This window comes from Mycobacterium heckeshornense (assembly GCF_016592155.1).
Lineage (GTDB): Bacteria > Actinomycetota > Actinomycetes > Mycobacteriales > Mycobacteriaceae > Mycobacterium > Mycobacterium heckeshornense.
This window is the reverse complement of the sequence record NZ_AP024237.1, coordinates 518,461-533,414: the sequence shown is the minus strand read 5'-3', so window position 1 is coordinate 533,414 and position 14,954 is coordinate 518,461. Positions and strand designations below refer to the sequence as shown.

Below are 14,954 nucleotides of genomic sequence, written 5' to 3'. Positions count from 1 at the left end.
ACACCCCATGGAACTCACCGACAACATTTTGTGGCTGCTCAAGCAGGCCTTTCACTTCTCGCTGAAGACGGTCAACGACGCGATCAGCAGCCACGGGGTGACCACTGCCCAGATCGGCCTGATGCGCCAGTTGGCCAACGAGCCAGGGCTGTCCGGGGCGGAGCTGGCCCGCCGGCTGATGATCAGCCCCCAGGGTGTGCAGTTGGCGATAACCGCGCTGGAGCGCCGCGGCCTCGTCGAGCGCAAGCAAGATCCCCAGCACGGGCGGATCCTGCAGGCCTATCTCACCGACCAGGGCCGCGCGGTGGTCTCCGCGGTGCTCGCCGACGCGCTGGCCGCTCACGAGCGGGTGTTCGGCGTGCTCGACGCCGATGAACGACAGCTGCTGCACGATCTGCTGGCCCGGGTGGTCGAAGAAGGCACGGGCAACCCCCTGTTCAGGGAACAAGGCGATGATGAATCAAGTACTTGATACATATCACAAGTACTTGATACTCTGCTGGATGATGGAACACACGCTGAACGGCGCGCCGAGCCGCGACGGCTTCGCACCGCTTCGCATCAAACAGGTGGTGCGCGAGACCGCTGACGCTGTCTCGCTGATTCTCGATGTGCCGGAACCGTTTTCGCAGCAGTTCCATTACCAGCCCGGCCAGTTCCTCACCTTGCGTGTGCAGGTGGACGGCCAGGAACACCGGCGGTGCTATTCGATGTCGTCGTCGCCGGTGGTCGCCGAGGACCTGCGCATCACGGTCAAACGCGACCCGGGTGGCGTGGTGTCGAACTGGCTCAACGACACCGCCACCCCGGGCGACGAAATCCACGCCGCACCACCGGAGGGTCGGTTCCTGCTCGGCGATTCCGATCGCGAGCTGGTGGCGTTCGCCGGCGGCAGCGGAATCACCCCGGTGTTCTCCTTGATCCGGTCGGCTCTGGCCGTAACCACCCGGCGGGTTCGGCTGTTCTACGCCAATCGCACACGCGAGTCGGTGATCTTCGCCGACACGCTGGCGCGCCTGGCAGAAGAGCACCCGGATCGACTGGTCGTCGTGCAGCATCTCGACGAGGACAGGGGTGTCGTGCAGCCCGATGAGATCGAGGCGTTTCTCGCCGACGCCCGTGACGCCGAGTACTACATCTGCGGGCCACGAGAATTCATGGACACCGTGGAAGCCACCATGCTCGAAAACGGGGTGGCACCCGACCGAATCCATCTGGAGCGGTTCGACGTTGTTGACGCAGCGCTCCCAGCCGTGACGGTGACCGAGGAAGTGACGATCCGGCTGGACCGACGCAATACGGTGGTCCCGTATCGGGCGGGAAACACCGTGCTGCAGACTGCCCGCCTGGCTGGCCTGAACCCGCCGTCGTCGTGTGAAACCGGTTCGTGCGGAACATGTATGGCGCGACTGGTGGAGGGGAGCGTACGGATGATCAACAACGACGCGCTCACCGAGGACGAAGTCGCCGGAGGTTGGGTGCTGACCTGCCAATCCATGCCGACCAGTCGGACACTGAAGGTGGTGTACGAATGACCGAGCGGGTGGCGGTGGTGACCGGCGGCGCATCCGGAATGGGAGAGGCGATCTGTCATGAGCTGGGCCGCCGTGGCCACAAGGTCGCTATCCTCGACCTCAACGGCCAAGCCGCGCATCGCGTTTGCGACGAGCTCTGTGCGGACGGCGTGACCGCGTTGGCGGCCGAGGTGGATGTGACCGACCGTCGGGCGGTCGAGGAGGCGTTCGCCAAAGTGCGCAGCGAGCTCGGCCCGGTGGGCATTCTGGTGACCAGCGCCGGCATGGTGGGGTTTGCGCCGTTCACGGAGATCACTCCCGAGTCGTGGCAGCGGATCATCGACGTCAACCTCACCGGCACGTTTCACTGCTGCCAGGTCGCGATACCGGACATGGTGGCCGCGGGTTGGGGGCGGATCGTGATGATTTCGTCGTCGAGCGCCCAACGTGGCTCGCCCGGCATGGCTCATTACGCCGCCTCCAAAGGAGCGGTGATCACGTTGACCAAATCGCTGGCGCACGAGTATGCGTCCGCCGGCATCACAGTCAACAACATCCCCCCGTCGGGCATCGAAACGCCGATGCAACGCCAATCGCAAGCCGAGGGACACCTGCCGTCGAACGAGACGCTCGCCGGCCGGATTCCGGTGGGCCACCTCGGCACGGGCGCCGACATCGCCGCCGCGGTGGGATTTTTGTGCTCCGAGGAAGCCGGCTTCATCACCGGCCAGGTGCTCGGCGTCAACGGCGGAGCCGTGATGTGAAGGGAGGTTCACATGGCGAGATGGCCTAAACCGGCGGAGGGTAGTTGGACCGAACACTATCCGGAGTTGGGCACCGGACCGATCTCGTTCCGCGATTCCACGTCGCCGGAGTTCTACGCGGCCGAACGCGAGGCGATCTTCAAACGCGCCTGGCTCAACGTCGGGCGCGTGGAGGAACTTCCCCGCGTCGGCAGCTACTTCACCAAGGACATCGCCGCGGCGGGCACGTCGATCATCGTGGTCAAAGGCAAGGACAAGGTGATCCGCGCATTCCACAACATCTGCCGTCATCGCGGAAACAAGCTGGTGTGGAACGACTTTCCCGATCAGGAAACCAAAGGGATCTGCCGGCAGTTCACCTGCAAGTATCACGGCTGGCGCTACGACCTCGACGGCGCGCTGACGTTCGTGCAGCAGGAGTCGGAGTTCTTCGACCTCGACCGTGCAGAATACGGTCTGCGTTCGGTGCACTGCGACGTCTGGAACGGCTTCATCTTCGTCAACTTTGATCCCGAGCCGCGGCAAACTTTGCGGGAGTTCCTCGGCCCGATGATCACCGGGCTGGACGACTACCCATTCGACAAGCTGACCGAACGCTACGAGTGGGTCGCCGACAACAACAGCAACTGGAAGATCTTCGCCGACGCGTTCCAGGAGTACTACCACGTGCCGTCGCTGCACCCGCAGCAGGTTCCGCCCGAGGTGCGGGATCCCAACGCCGGTTTCGAATGCGCGCACTTCCAGATCGACGGACCGCACCGCCTGGTGTCCACGGCAGGCACCCGCCGCTGGCTGTTGGCGCCGGAGTACATGTATCCGATCGAGCGGGTCACGCGCAGTGGGCTGGTCGGCCCCTGGCGGACTCCCGATTTGGGTGAACTGCCAGCCGGGCTCAATCCGGGTGGCATCGAACCCTGGGGTATCAGCAACTTCCAGATCTTCCCGAACCTGGAAATCCTCATCTACGGCGGCTGGTACTTGCTCTACCGGTATTGGCCGACCTCGCACAACACCCACCGGTTCGAGGCGCTCACCTACTTCCATCCAGCCCGCAGCGTGCGGGAACGGATCGAACACGAGGTCGCGGCGGTGGTGCTCAAAGAGTTTGCACTGCAAGACGCCGGCATGCTGGGCGGCACTCAGGCCGCGTTGGAGACTGGCATCGTCGATGACTTCCCGCTCAACGATCAGGAGATCTTGGTCCGCCATTTGCACAAGGCGGTTGCTGATTGGGTGGCGGAATATCAGGCCGAACGTAGACCGGCAGGGGCGCGCCATGGCTGACACGTCGTTGCCTAGTGCTTTTGCCGAACTCGAGCCGTTCGCGCGGATTTGGTGTCTGCCGACCGAAGCCGAACGGTGGGACCGGCGGATGGCCAGCAGCATGGCCGAGATGCGGGAGTTCTACGACGCCTTCTTTCCCCGGTTGGAGGAGGCGATCGAGTATTGCGACAAGTTCTCGCTGGACGACATGCCCGAGGACGCGGTGCACCTGCTGCACCTCATCTATTCGCTGATCATGGTCGCGATGGCGGTGGAGATCATGCATCAGCCCCGGCCCACCGATGCTGCCGATGCCGTCATGACTCGCATCAGCGAGCCGGTGCCGTGAGCGCCGTCCATCAAGAAGGGGACAAGGCGATGAGTCTGCTAACCGTCAAAAAGCTCACCGCATCGGTGGGAGCCGAAGTCACCGGCATCGATCCCGATCGGCTCGCCACCGACGACGCGCTCGCCGAAGCCGTGCTCGACGCACTGGAAACCAACGGCGTGCTGGTCTTCCCCGAGTTGCATCTGAATCCCGAAGCACAGGTGGACTTTTGCCGCCGTCTCGGCGATGTCGACCACTCCTCCGACGGTCATCACCCCGTTCCGGGTATCTACCCGATTACGTTGGACCTGTCGAAGAATTCGTCGGCGGCGTATCTGCGCGCCACCTTCGACTGGCACATCGACGGCTGCACGCCGATGGGCGACGAATGCCCGCAGAAGGCCACCGTGCTGTCGGCGGTGCAGGTCGCCGAACGCGGCGGCGAAACCGAATTCGCCAGCACGTATGCGGCTTACGACGCGTTGAGCGACGACGAGAAGCAGCGGTTCGCGTCGCTGAAAGTCGTTCACTCGCTGGAGGCGTCGCAGCGGCGCGTCACTCCCGATCCCACGCCGGAGCAGTTGGCGCGGTGGCGGTCGCGGCCTACCCACCGGCATCCGCTGGTATGGACGCACAACGACGGTCGCAAGTCGCTGGTGCTGGGTGCGTCAGCCGATTACGTCGTCGGCATGGATCTCGATGCGGGCCGCGCGCTGCTGGCCGAGCTGCTCGAGCGTGCCACCGTGCCCGACAGGGTGTACAGCCACCGCTGGTCGGTCGGCGACACGGTGATCTGGGACAACCGCGGCGTGCTGCACCGAGCAGCGCCCTACGACCCGTTTTCGCCCCGAGAGATGTTGCGCACCACGGTGCTTGGCGACGAACCGATCCAGTGATGCGAAACGCCAAGTAACGCCCGCGTCGAGACTGCGGACACGGCGTCCAAACTGTACCTACGGCGTCGTGCAGGCCCGTTCGACAGCCATGGACGCAGTCTCGACATAGTCCGCTAGCCGAGCATTGACGGGACTACCGCCTCGATGAGATGCGGTCCGGGGGTGGCGAACCCGGCCTGCAGCGCGTCGGCAAATTCCTCGGCGGTGTTCACGCGGCGGCCCGGCACTCCCATGCCTTCGGCCAGCTTGACGAAATCTATTGCAGGACAGGTCAAATCGAGCAGTTCGCGCGCCTTAGGCCCCGGTGCGTTTTCTGCGCCGACGCGTTGCAGCTCCAGCCGCAGGATATCGTAGGCCCCGTTGTTGTAGATGACAGTGGTGACGTCCAGGTTCTCCCGGGCCTGTGTCCACAGCCCGGCGAGCGTGTACATCGCCGAGCCGTCGGATTCCAAGCACAGCACCGGTCGATTCGGCGCCGCGATTGCAGCACCTATGGCAGCGGGGATGCCATACCCGATGGCGCCACCGGTCAGAGTCAGCCAGTCATGTGCCGGCGCTCCGGCGGTGGCTTGTGCCAGCAGCGGGCCCGAGGTGTTGGATTCGTCGACGACGATCACGTCCTCGGGCATGAGCGCGCCAACGACGTCGGCTGCCGACGCCGCGGTCAGGGAACCGGTCGGCAGCACCGGACGCGACGGCGCAGCCAGCGGCGCAGCGATCCCGGGCGCCACCTCCTCGGCGAGCGCGATCAACGCGTCGGCGGCACCGACACCGTCGGCGAGGTGGTGAACTTCGCAGCCCTTGGGTACCAGGTCGCTGGGCCGGCCCGGGTACGCGAAAAACGATACGGGCCACTTGGCGCCGGCCAGCACAAGGTGTTTGGCGCCGTCGAGCTGGGCGGTGACGGCCTCGGCGAAGTAGGCGAGGCGCTCGACGACGGGCCGTCCGGCGCCACGCTGCAACCGGGTCGGGAACGTCTCGCAGTACCAGCGCGTACCGGTGGCCGTGGCGATGCGCGCAGCGGCGGTCAGCCCGGATTCGCGGGTGGCGTCACCGCCGACCAGGACCACCGTCGGCTCGCCCGAGCGCAACACCGTGGCGATTCGGTCAATGTCGGCAACCGGCGTCCGCCGCGCCGACACCGCCCTGGCTGTCGTCGCACCATCCGACCACGACACATCCGCAGGCAGGATGAGCGTCGAAATATGTTGGCTTGCTCGGCTTGTGGTGATGGCTTCGGCCGCATCGGCAGCGACCTCGCCGGTACTACGGCTGCGGCGCACCCAACCCGACACGCTGGCGGCCAGCGCGTCGATGTCGGATTCCAGTGGGGCGTCGTATTTCTTGTGATAGGTGGCGTGGTCGCCGACGACCACCACCATCGGCACCCGGGCCCGGCGGGCGTTGTGCAGATTGGCCAGCCCGTTGGCCAGCCCGGGCCCAAGGTGCACCAGCACCGCGGCGGGCGTCCCGGCGATGCGGGCATATCCGTCGGCCGCGCCGGTGGCCACCCCCTCGAACAGGGTCAGCACGCTGCGCATCCGCGGCGCGCTGTCAAGCGCCGCGACGAAGTGCATCTCGGAGGTGCCCGGGTTGGCGAAGCACACGTCGACTCCCCGTCGACCAGGGTGTTGATCAGCGCGTGGGCGCCGTTCACGTCTGTGCCTTCCGCGTGCCGACCTTGAAGACCCGTTCGGCGTTGGCATGCAAATAGTCGCGGCGGGCGTCGTCGCTCAGTCCGAGGTCGTCGAGGCCTGCCAGCGCATGGACATGCGCGATCATCGGATAGTTGGTGCCGAACAGCACTTTTCGCTGTCCGCTGCCGGTTTTCATGAACCGGATGAGTTCTTCGGGGAGTCGTTTCGTGGTGTAGGCCGAGGTGTCGATGTAGACGTTCTCGTGCTTGCGGGCAACGGCGACCATCTCCTCGGTCCACGGATAGCCGACGTGCCCGCAGACGATGACAAGCTCGGGAAAGTCCAGCGCCACCTGGTCGATGTAGGGAATCGGGCGGCCGGTCTCCGAGGGCCGGAGCGGACCGGTGTGGCCGACCTGGGTGCAGAACGGGACACCCAACTGCACGCATTCGGCAAACAGCGGATAGTAGCGGCGATCGGTCGGTGGCGCATCCCACAGCCAAGGCACCACACGCAGGCCGAGGAACCCGTCGTCACGCACTCGCCGCCGCAGTTCGCGCACCGCATCCATCGGGCGGTCCAGGTCGACCGCTGCCAGACCGGCAAACCGGTTGGGGTGCAATCGAACCCATTCGGCCACCTCGTCGTTGCTGACCAGGTCTTGACCATTCGGGCCGCGCCAGGCAGACAGCAGCCCGACGTCGACAGCCGCGGCGTCCATCGCGGCCAGGGTGGCCTCGATCGGGATTTCGGTATCGGGTATCGCCCCGCCAGTCCAGCGCCGCAGCGAGGCCAGCATGTCGCTGCGCAAAAAGCGCAGTGTCGGGTGCTGCATCCAGACGTCGATCGTCATCGCGCTCGACTGTAGCCTCGGATGCCCAGCTACTGAATCAGGCCCTCCACGGTGATCGGAGACGACCAGCTGCGCCCGGTGTGCGCATCAGGTTCGGGTCGCCGCGTGGTTGGCATGCACCTCGTCGGCGGGCCGGGCTTCGGTTTGCTCCTTGGCCCAGCGGTAATCCGGCTTGCCCGCGGGTGATCGCTTGATCTCGTCGACGTACCAGAGTTTGCGTGGCACTTTGTATCCCGCGATCTCGCTGCGCACAAACCGGTCGAGTTCGGCCAGGGTCGGGCGTGTTCCAGACCGAGGCTGCACCACCGCGGCCACGCATTGGCCGTAACGCTCGTCGGGCACCCCGACCACCAGGGCGTCGAACACGTCCGGATGGCCCTTCAGCGCGGCCTCCACTTCTTCGGGGTAGATCTTCTCCCCGCCACTGTTGATCGACTGCGAGCCGCGACCCAGCAGTGTCACGGTGCCGTCTTGCTCGACCGTCGCGTAGTCGCCGGGAATCGCGTAGCGCACGCCGTTGATGACCTTGAAGGTGGCCGCGGACTTTTCCGGGTCCTTGTAGTAGCCGACCGGGACATGACCCCGCTTGGCGATGACCCCCCGCACCCCGGAGCCGGGTCTGACCTCGTTGCCGTTCTCGTCGAGCACGACGGTCCACTTGTCGATGTTGACGCGCGGGCCGCCCGTGTGCGCCTGGCCTTTGGCGACGACGCTGGTGCCACCGAAGCCGGTCTCCGAGGAACCGATCGAGTCGGTGATCACCCGATTGGGCAGCAGCTCAAGGAGTTTCTCCTTGATACTGGGCGAGAACAGCGCAGCGGTGCTCGCCAGGAGATACAGCGATGACAGGTCGTAGTCGTTGTCCTTGCTCAGTGCGTCCAAAAGCGGCCTTGCCATCGCGTCGCCGGTGAAGAAGAGCAGGTTCACTTTGTGTTTATGCACCGTCCGCCACACTTCGTCGGCGTCGAATTCTGGTGCCAGCACAATGGTTCCGCCGGAGAACAGCGCCATCCACGTAGCGGATTGCGTCGCGCCGTGGATCATCGGGGGAATGGGGAACCGGACCATCGGTGGCGCCGCGGCCGCTTGCTTGGCCAGGTCGTATTCGTCCTTGACGTATTCACCGGTGGCGAAGTCAGTTCCGCCGAGCAGCACCCGATAGATGTCCTCGTGACGCCACATCACGCCCTTCGGGAACCCGGTGGTGCCGCCGGTGTAGAGCAGGTAGATGTCGTCGGCGCTGCGCGGGCCGAAATCACGCTCGGGTGAGCCCTTTTCGAGTGCAGAGTAGAACTCGACACCGCCGTATCGTCGGTAGTCCTTGTCGCTGCCGTCGTCAACCACGAGCACTGTCTTGACGTTGGGGGTATCGGGGAGCACGTGGGCGACGCGGTCGGCGTACTGGCGCTCGTGCACCAGCGCCACCATGTCGGAGTTTTCGAACAGGTAGCGCAGTTCGCTTTCGACGTAGCGGAAGTTGACGTTGACTCCGATTGCGCCCGCCTTGACGATGCCCAGCATCGCGATCACGATCTCGTTGCGATTGCGACAGTACAGGCCGACCTTGTCGTCCTTCTTGACGCCCTGGTCGATCAGGTAGTGCGCGAAGCGGTTGGCCTTCTCCTCGAGCTGGGCGTAGGTCAGCTGATCGTCGCCGCAGATCAAGGCGACACGGTCAGGCACGGCGTCGATCGCGTGCTCGGCGAGGTCGGCGATATTCAGGGCCACGGCCCCAAATTAGAACGTGTTACATTTTCTGACAAGTCCGGGGCCTATACGCAGGAAGGCAGACACCCGTGGAACAACCCGATGCCCTCGTCGAGCAGCGCGGACACACCCTCATCGTGACGCTCAACCGGCCGGCGGCCCGCAACGCGCTCAGCACCGAAATGATGCAAATCATGGTCGAAGCGTGGGACCGTGTCGACCACGATCCCGACATCCGCTGCGCGATCCTGACCGGGGCCGGCGGCTATTTCTGTTCGGGCATGGACCTGAAGGCGGCGACCGCGAAGCCGCCGGGTGAGTCGTTCAAGGACGGCAGCTACGACCCGTCGCGCATCGACGCCCTGCTTAAGGGTCGACGGCTGACCAAGCCGCTGATCGCCGCGGTGGAGGGCCCGGCGATTGCCGGCGGCACCGAGATCCTGCAGGGCACCGACATCCGGGTCGCCGGCGAAAGCGCGAAGTTCGGCATTTCGGAGGCGCGCTGGAGCCTTTACCCGATGGGGGGCTCAGCGGTGCGGCTGGTCCGACAGATTCCCTACACGCATGCCTGTGATCTGCTGCTGACCGGGCGGCACATCACCGCCGCCGAGGCCAAGGAGATCGGGCTCATCGGCTACGTCGTGCCCGACGGGCAGGCACTGACCAAGGCCTTGGAGATCGCGGACGTCATTTCGGCAAACGGGCCGCTGGCGGTGCAGGCGATTCTGCGCGCCATCCGGGAGACCGAGGGCCTGCCCGAGAACGAGGCGTTCACAATCGACACCCAGCTGGGGATCCAGGTGTTCTTGTCTGAGGACGCCAAGGAAGGGCCGCTGGCCTTCAAGGAGAAGCGGCCCCCGCGGTTCAAAGGCCGGTAGCTTGCGCCGAACGTGAAACTGTTGCGAATTTTCGGCCGATTTTTCGCCACAGTTTCACGTTCGATCGATTGTCGGACCGGCCCGGCACACTCCCGCCTATGGGGGAGCCGTTTATTGGCAGCGAGGCCGTCGCATCCGGCCGGGTGACGCCGTACGAATTGCGCACCAGATTCGTTGCTGTCCACCGCGGCGTGTTCCTACCACCTAGTAGCGAGATCAGCGCCGTAGTGCGGGCTAAGGCGGCATGGTTGTGGTCACGGCGGCGGGGCGTGATAGCCGGCCGCTCCGCTTCGGCTTTGCACGGCGCGAAGTGGGTCGACGCTCGGGCGCCGGCCGAGATCATCTTCGACAACCGCCACGCCCCGGCGTCGATCCAAACCTGGTCGGATCACGTCGAAGACGACGAGGTCATGGTGGTCGCCGGCATGCCCGCGACTACACCAGCACGGACGGCCCTCGATCTGGCGTGCCGGTATCCGGTCGGCAAGGCGGTCGCGATGATCGATGCCCTCGCCCGAGCCACACGCCTCAAGCTGGCCGACGTCGAGTTGCTGACCGAGAGGTACAAGGGCCGCCGCGGCATCCGAAATGCCCGCGTCGCGCTAGACCTCGTCGATTCTGGGGCCGAGTCTCCGCGGGAGACGTGGCTGCGACTGCTGTTGATACGGGCCGGTTTTCCTGCCCCGCAGACCCAGATCCCGGTGTACGACGAATACGGCCAGCTCGTCGCCGTTGTCGACATGGGCTGGGACCACATCAAAGTAGGGGTTGACTACGAGGGCGACCACCACTGGATGAATCGACGCCAGTTCAACCACGACATCCGCCGCGCCGATGCGTTGACAGATCTCGGCTGGATCGACGTTCGCGTCACGGCCGAGGACACCGAAGCCGGCATTATCCGGCGAGTATCAGCAGCATGGGATCGCCGAACGTGAAACTGTTGCGAATTTTCGGCCGAATGCTCACCAAGGTTTCACGTTCGGCGCAGCGGCTTTGTCGGTGTGAATACCACCGGCATTGACTCCAGGCCGCTGACGAAATTCGCCGGACGCAGCGGCAGCTGGCCGCCGGAGGCCAACCGCAGATCGGGTAGTCGTTCGAGCACCCGCCGCGTCATCAGTGTGAGCTCCAAGCGGGCCAGCTGATTGCCGAGGCAGAAATGCGTACCGAAACCGAACGCCAAGTGGCTGTTGGGGTTCCGGGTGATGTCGAAGCGCTCCGGTTCATCGAATTCCGCTTCGTCGAAGTTGGCCGACTCGAAGAGCAACATCAACTTTTCGCCCTTGTGCAGCTGGGTGCCGTGGAACTCGGTGTCCGCGGTCAGCGTGCGGCACATGTTCTTCACTGGCGACGTCCAGCGCAGCATCTCCTCGATGGCCCCGGGCAGCAGCCGATCCGGATCACGCCGCAGCATGTCCCACTGCTCGCGGTTGCGCAGCAGCTGCTCGGTGCCGCCGGAGAGTGTGTGTCGGGTGGTCTCGTCGCCGCCGATGAGGATCAGCAGTGTTTCCATGACGAGCTCGTCGTCGCTCAGCCGCTCCCCGTCGACTTCAGAACTCACCAGCACGCTGATCAGGTCGTCGGCAGGCTCTTGCCGACGCGCGGCAATCGTGGCCCTGGTGAAGTCGTTGTAGGCAGCGAAGGCATCCATCGTGACCTGGAAGTCCTCTTGCGACACATGGGAACTGAGGAATGACACCAGATCGTCGGACCACTTGAGGAACATGTCGCGCTGCTCTGGGCGCACTCCGAGCATGTCGCCGATAACCGCCATCGGCAGCGGCGCGGCGAGGTCGCGGACAAAGTCGCACTCGCCGCGTTCACACACGGCGTCGATGAGCATGTCGCAGAGCTCGGCGATCGACGGTTCCTTGTCCTTCACCTGCTTTCGGGTAAAGCCGGCGTTGACGAGCTTGCGCCGCAACAGATGTGGTGGGTCATCCATGTCGATCATCATCGGCAGCGCGTCCTGGTCGGGCCGGATGCCGCCGCTGTTGGAGAACAGTTCCGGGTTGCGCTCGGCGTCGATGATGGCCTGGTATGTCGACGCGGCGGCCAGACCGTTTCGGTCGCGAAACACCGGCTGGTTGGCCCGCATCCAGCGGTATGCAGCCCGGGCTTCCCCGCTGGCGTAGAACTGGCCGTCGGTCAGGTCTACGTCAGGAATTGCGATCGCTTCAGTCATCGCCACCCTCCCCACTACAGTGAGCGTCATGTCTGCCTCGCAACACACCATCGCCGGAACAGTGCTGACCATGCCCGTCCGGATTCGGAAGGCCGACGTGCACGCCGCGATGTTCTCGGTCGACGCCGCGGCGGCGCAAAAGCTCATCGACTACAGCGGTCTGGAAGTCTGCCAGTACCGACCCGGACGCGCCGTGGTCAACCTCATGCTGGCCCGCTACTTCGACGGTGACCTCGGGCAGTATCACGAATTCGGCACCGCCGTCATGGTCAATCCGCCCGGTTCGCGCGCCCACGGCTGGCGGGCATTTAAAGACGCCGCCGCGTTCATCCACCATCTGCCGGTCGACCAGTCGTTCACGTTGGAGGCCGGTCGTCGCATCTGGGGCTTCCCGAAGATCATGGCGGACTTCACCGTTCGCGAGGGGCGTCGCTTCGGTTTCGATGTCAGCGCCGAGGGCTTGCACATTGCGGGCATCGACTTCGGCCCGGGCTTGCCGGTCCCGTCGATGTTCACTGCGCGACCGCAAGTACTGAAGACCTACACACACGCCGAGGGCAGCACCCGGGAAGTGCCCTGGGAGATGAAGACGGCGGGAGTGCGGGGCCGCATCGGCGGCGCGACACTTCGGCTGGGGGCTCATCCGTACGCCGAGGAGCTGCGGTCGCTGGGTCTGCCCAGGCGAGCGCTGACGTCGGGATCGGTGCGCAATGTAGAGATGACGTTCGGCGACGCACGCCCGATCTGACCGGCCCACCAGGCCAATCTAGAACGCGTTCTAATTCGCTGGCAAGATGCGTGCCGAGCGGCCGCGGCCGAAACTAGACCAAGGTGGCTAGCTCACGGACCTGCTCGGGGCTGCGCGCCGAGACCACCATCATGGTGACCCCGGCGGCCTCCCACACGCTGATCTGCTTACGCACGTAGTCGATGTCGCCGACGATGACCGCGTCGTCGACGAGCTCATCGGGGATGGCCTTGGCGGCTTCGTCCTTGCGGTTGCTGCGAAACAACCGAGTGACGTCGTCGACGACCTCGCCGTACCCCATCCGGCGGTAGACGTCGGCGTGGAAGTTGGTGTCCTCGGCGCCCATGCCGCCGATGTAGAGCGCCAGATGCGGCTTGATGCCGGCGAATGCCGCGGTCCGGTCGTCGGTGATCACTACCTGCGCGGTAGCACAGATCTCGAAGTCCTCGCGGCTGCGGCGCGCGCCGGGGCGCGCGAAGCCCTCGTCCAGCCATTCGTTGTACATGTCGGCCAACCGCGGCGCGTAGAAGATGGGCAGCCAGCCGTCGCAGATCTCGGCGGCCAACGCCACATTCTTCGGGCCCTCCGCACCCAGCATGATCGGCAGATCGGCCCGCAGCGGATGGGTGATGGGTTTGAGCGCCTTACCCAACCCCGTCGTGCCTTGGCCGGTCAGCGGCAGCCGGTAGTGCGGGCCATCGCTGGTCACCGGTTTTTCCCGGGCCCACACCTGACGGATGATGTCGATGTATTCCCGGGTGCGCGCCAGCGGCTTGGGAAACGGCTGCCCATACCAGCCCTCCACGACCTGCGGACCGGACACGCCGAGCCCCAGGATGTGCCGGCCTCCGGACAGGTGATCCAGGGTCAGCGCTGCCATCGCGCAGGCAGTCGGGGTGCGCGCAGACAGCTGCACCACCGAGGTACCCAAGCGCACGCGTCGGGTGGATGCACCCCACCAGGCCAGCGGTGTGTAAGCGTCGGAGCCCCACGCCTCGGCGGTGAAAACCGCGTCGAACCCGGTCTCCTCGGCCGCGGCGACCAGCTCACCGGCGTTGTCCGGTGGCTGAGCGCCCCAGTATCCCAGCTGCAACCCGAGCTTCATTAGACTGCCTTTCGACCGATTCTTGCCTGGATTGTTAGAACCTGTTCTACTCGAAGACGTGACAGCCAGCTCAACTCGCCTGACCCTGATCGATCAACCCGAGCCACCCCTTTCGGCACCGCTGACGGTGTCCTTCGACTACACCCGTTCGGTCGGCCCGACGCTGGGTAAGTTCTTCACCGCCTTACGCGACCGCCGCATCGTCGGGGTGCGCGGGTCGGATGGCCGGGTGCATGTGCCGCCGGCCGAATACGACCCGGTCACCTTCGAACCGCTGAGCGAGATCGTACCGGTGTCCACTACCGGGACCGTCGCGTCCTGGTCTTGGCAACCCGAGCCGCTCGAGGGTCAGCCTCTGGACCGCCCGTTCGCGTGGGCACTGATCAAACTCGACGGCGCCGACACCACCCTGTTGCACGCCGTGGATGCCGGCGACGACGGACCGAAAGCCATGCGCACCGGCATGCGGGTGCACGCCCGGTGGGTCGACAACCCGGCCGGCGCCATCACCGACATCGCGTATTTCGCGCCCGGCGAGGGCGAACCGGCAAGAAAATCTCCACAGACCAGCGACAATCGCGACCCGGTGACCATGCTGAGCACCCCCATCCGCATGGAGATTCAGCACACCGCGTCGCGTCCCGAAAGCGCGTATCTGCGGGCCCTTCAGGAAGGAAAGCTGCTCGGGGCTCGCACTGGCGAGGACGGGAAGGTCTACTTCCCTGCGCGGGAAGCAGATCCGGCCACCGGCTTGCCGCTCGACAACTATGTCGAGGTGTCCGACAAGGGCACGGTGACGACGTTCGCGATCATCAACATCCCATTCGCCGGGCAGCGCATCAAGCCGCCCTATGTGGCGGCCTACGTGCTGCTCGACGGCGCCGACATCCCGTTTTTGCACCTGGTGACCGAGGTCGACGCCTCGCAGGTGCGGATGGGCATGCGCGTCGAAGCTGTGTGGCGTCCCCGCGAGGAATGGGGGCTGGGCATCGACAACATCTCCCATTTCCGACCGACCGGCGAACCCGACGCCGACTACGACTCCTACAAGCACCACCTGTAAAGGGCTGTAC

The 14,954-nt window shown here is 65.2% G+C and carries 14 protein-coding genes and 1 pseudogene; 10 read left to right on the top strand and 5 right to left on the bottom strand.

The window, feature by feature from the left end:
* The first annotated feature begins 7 nt into the window (after positions 1-7).
* The 6 genes from MHEC_RS02475 to MHEC_RS02450 are packed head-to-tail and all read left to right on the top strand — an operon-like array spanning position 8 to position 4,765.
* The gene (locus tag MHEC_RS02475; RefSeq protein WP_048891164.1) at positions 8-472 is read left to right on the top strand and encodes a MarR family winged helix-turn-helix transcriptional regulator; all 465 of its coding nucleotides are present in this window, start codon (positions 8-10) and stop codon (positions 470-472) included.
* A 34-nt stretch (positions 473-506) separates the two neighbouring features.
* Positions 507-1,535, top strand: coding sequence for a 2Fe-2S iron-sulfur cluster-binding protein (locus MHEC_RS02470; RefSeq protein ID WP_372507331.1), 1,029 nt, complete (start codon positions 507-509; stop codon positions 1,533-1,535).
* The gene (locus MHEC_RS02465) at positions 1,532-2,278 is read left to right on the top strand and encodes an SDR family NAD(P)-dependent oxidoreductase (RefSeq protein WP_048891162.1); all 747 of its coding nucleotides are present in this window, start codon (positions 1,532-1,534) and stop codon (positions 2,276-2,278) included. The genes MHEC_RS02470 and MHEC_RS02465 overlap by 4 nt, the downstream gene beginning before the upstream one ends.
* A 12-nt stretch (positions 2,279-2,290) precedes the next feature.
* Entirely contained in the window at positions 2,291-3,562 is a 1,272-nt protein-coding gene (locus MHEC_RS02460; protein WP_048891161.1) for an aromatic ring-hydroxylating oxygenase subunit alpha, read from the top strand.
* Positions 3,555-3,890: a hypothetical protein gene (locus MHEC_RS02455; protein ID WP_048891160.1), complete on the top strand. Its 336-nt coding sequence runs from the start codon at positions 3,555-3,557 to the stop codon at positions 3,888-3,890. Before MHEC_RS02460 ends, MHEC_RS02455 begins: the two co-directional genes overlap by 8 nt.
* Before the next feature lie 29 nt (positions 3,891-3,919).
* Positions 3,920-4,765 (top strand): TauD/TfdA dioxygenase family protein, encoded by an 846-nt coding sequence (locus MHEC_RS02450; RefSeq protein WP_048891206.1) that lies wholly within the window; start codon positions 3,920-3,922, stop codon positions 4,763-4,765.
* 113 nt (positions 4,766-4,878) lie between these two features.
* Here the strand turns inward: MHEC_RS02450 and MHEC_RS02445 are convergent.
* From MHEC_RS02445 to MHEC_RS02435, 3 genes and pseudogenes are all read right to left on the bottom strand, one after another.
* Positions 4,879-6,422 (bottom strand): annotated as a pseudogene (locus tag MHEC_RS02445) (acetolactate synthase large subunit).
* The gene (locus MHEC_RS02440; protein ID WP_048891158.1) at positions 6,419-7,255 is read right to left on the bottom strand and encodes an amidohydrolase family protein; all 837 of its coding nucleotides are present in this window, start codon (positions 7,253-7,255) and stop codon (positions 6,419-6,421) included. The pseudogene MHEC_RS02445 and the gene MHEC_RS02440 overlap by 4 nt, the downstream one beginning before the upstream one ends.
* A gap of 87 nt (positions 7,256-7,342) precedes the next feature.
* Complete coding sequence (locus MHEC_RS02435; protein WP_048891157.1) at positions 7,343-8,983, bottom strand: acyl-CoA synthetase; 1,641 nt, start codon at positions 8,981-8,983, stop codon at positions 7,343-7,345.
* Between the two features lie 68 nt (positions 8,984-9,051).
* On the opposite strand from MHEC_RS02435, the gene MHEC_RS02430 reads away from it, so the two are divergent.
* Positions 9,052-9,840: a crotonase/enoyl-CoA hydratase family protein gene (locus MHEC_RS02430; protein WP_048891156.1), complete on the top strand. Its 789-nt coding sequence runs from the start codon at positions 9,052-9,054 to the stop codon at positions 9,838-9,840.
* A 98-nt stretch (positions 9,841-9,938) separates the two neighbouring features.
* On the top strand, positions 9,939-10,778 hold the full coding sequence (locus MHEC_RS02425; RefSeq protein ID WP_048891155.1) for a hypothetical protein: 840 nt from the start codon (positions 9,939-9,941) through the stop codon (positions 10,776-10,778).
* A 38-nt stretch (positions 10,779-10,816) separates the two neighbouring features.
* Here MHEC_RS02425 and MHEC_RS02420 read toward each other — a convergent pair whose 3' ends face one another.
* Positions 10,817-12,028: a cytochrome P450 gene (locus tag MHEC_RS02420; protein WP_048891154.1), complete on the bottom strand. Its 1,212-nt coding sequence runs from the start codon at positions 12,026-12,028 to the stop codon at positions 10,817-10,819.
* 28 nt (positions 12,029-12,056) lie between these two features.
* Between MHEC_RS02420 and MHEC_RS02415 the strand changes: the two genes are divergently transcribed.
* A complete protein-coding gene (locus tag MHEC_RS02415) occupies positions 12,057-12,776 on the top strand; it encodes an acetoacetate decarboxylase family protein (RefSeq protein ID WP_048891153.1) in 720 nt (239 codons plus the stop codon).
* Positions 12,777-12,849: 73 nt separating this feature from the next.
* Here the strand turns inward: MHEC_RS02415 and MHEC_RS02410 are convergent, their stop codons facing one another.
* Positions 12,850-13,881 carry an LLM class F420-dependent oxidoreductase gene (locus MHEC_RS02410; protein WP_048891152.1) on the bottom strand — a complete coding sequence of 344 codons (1,032 nt, stop codon included), beginning with the start codon at positions 13,879-13,881 and terminating at the stop codon, positions 12,850-12,852.
* 58 nt (positions 13,882-13,939) lie between these two features.
* Between MHEC_RS02410 and MHEC_RS02405 the strand changes: the two genes are divergently transcribed.
* Positions 13,940-14,944, top strand: coding sequence for a Zn-ribbon domain-containing OB-fold protein (locus MHEC_RS02405; protein WP_048891151.1), 1,005 nt, complete (start codon positions 13,940-13,942; stop codon positions 14,942-14,944).
* Positions 14,945-14,954: the final 10 nt, after the last annotated feature.

Bases quoted from the DNA above. Each gene is read 5' to 3' on its own strand.
- MHEC_RS02475 (WP_048891164.1), top strand. From the start codon at position 8: ATGGAACTCACCGACAACATTTTGTGGCTGCTCAAGCAGGCCTTTCAC.
- MHEC_RS02470 (WP_372507331.1), top strand. From the start codon at position 507: ATGGAACACACGCTGAACGGCGCGCCGAGCCGCGACGGCTTCGCACCG.
- MHEC_RS02465 (WP_048891162.1), top strand. From the start codon at position 1,532: ATGACCGAGCGGGTGGCGGTGGTGACCGGCGGCGCATCCGGAATGGGA.
- MHEC_RS02460 (WP_048891161.1), top strand. From the start codon at position 2,291: ATGGCGAGATGGCCTAAACCGGCGGAGGGTAGTTGGACCGAACACTAT.
- MHEC_RS02455 (WP_048891160.1), top strand. From the start codon at position 3,555: ATGGCTGACACGTCGTTGCCTAGTGCTTTTGCCGAACTCGAGCCGTTC.
- MHEC_RS02450 (WP_048891206.1), top strand. From the start codon at position 3,920: ATGAGTCTGCTAACCGTCAAAAAGCTCACCGCATCGGTGGGAGCCGAA.
- MHEC_RS02440 (WP_048891158.1), bottom strand. From the start codon at position 7,255: ATGACGATCGACGTCTGGATGCAGCACCCGACACTGCGCTTTTTGCGC.
- MHEC_RS02425 (WP_048891155.1), top strand. From the start codon at position 9,939: ATGGGGGAGCCGTTTATTGGCAGCGAGGCCGTCGCATCCGGCCGGGTG.
- MHEC_RS02420 (WP_048891154.1), bottom strand. From the start codon at position 12,028: ATGACTGAAGCGATCGCAATTCCTGACGTAGACCTGACCGACGGCCAG.
- MHEC_RS02415 (WP_048891153.1), top strand. From the start codon at position 12,057: ATGTCTGCCTCGCAACACACCATCGCCGGAACAGTGCTGACCATGCCC.
- MHEC_RS02410 (WP_048891152.1), bottom strand. From the start codon at position 13,881: ATGAAGCTCGGGTTGCAGCTGGGATACTGGGGCGCTCAGCCACCGGAC.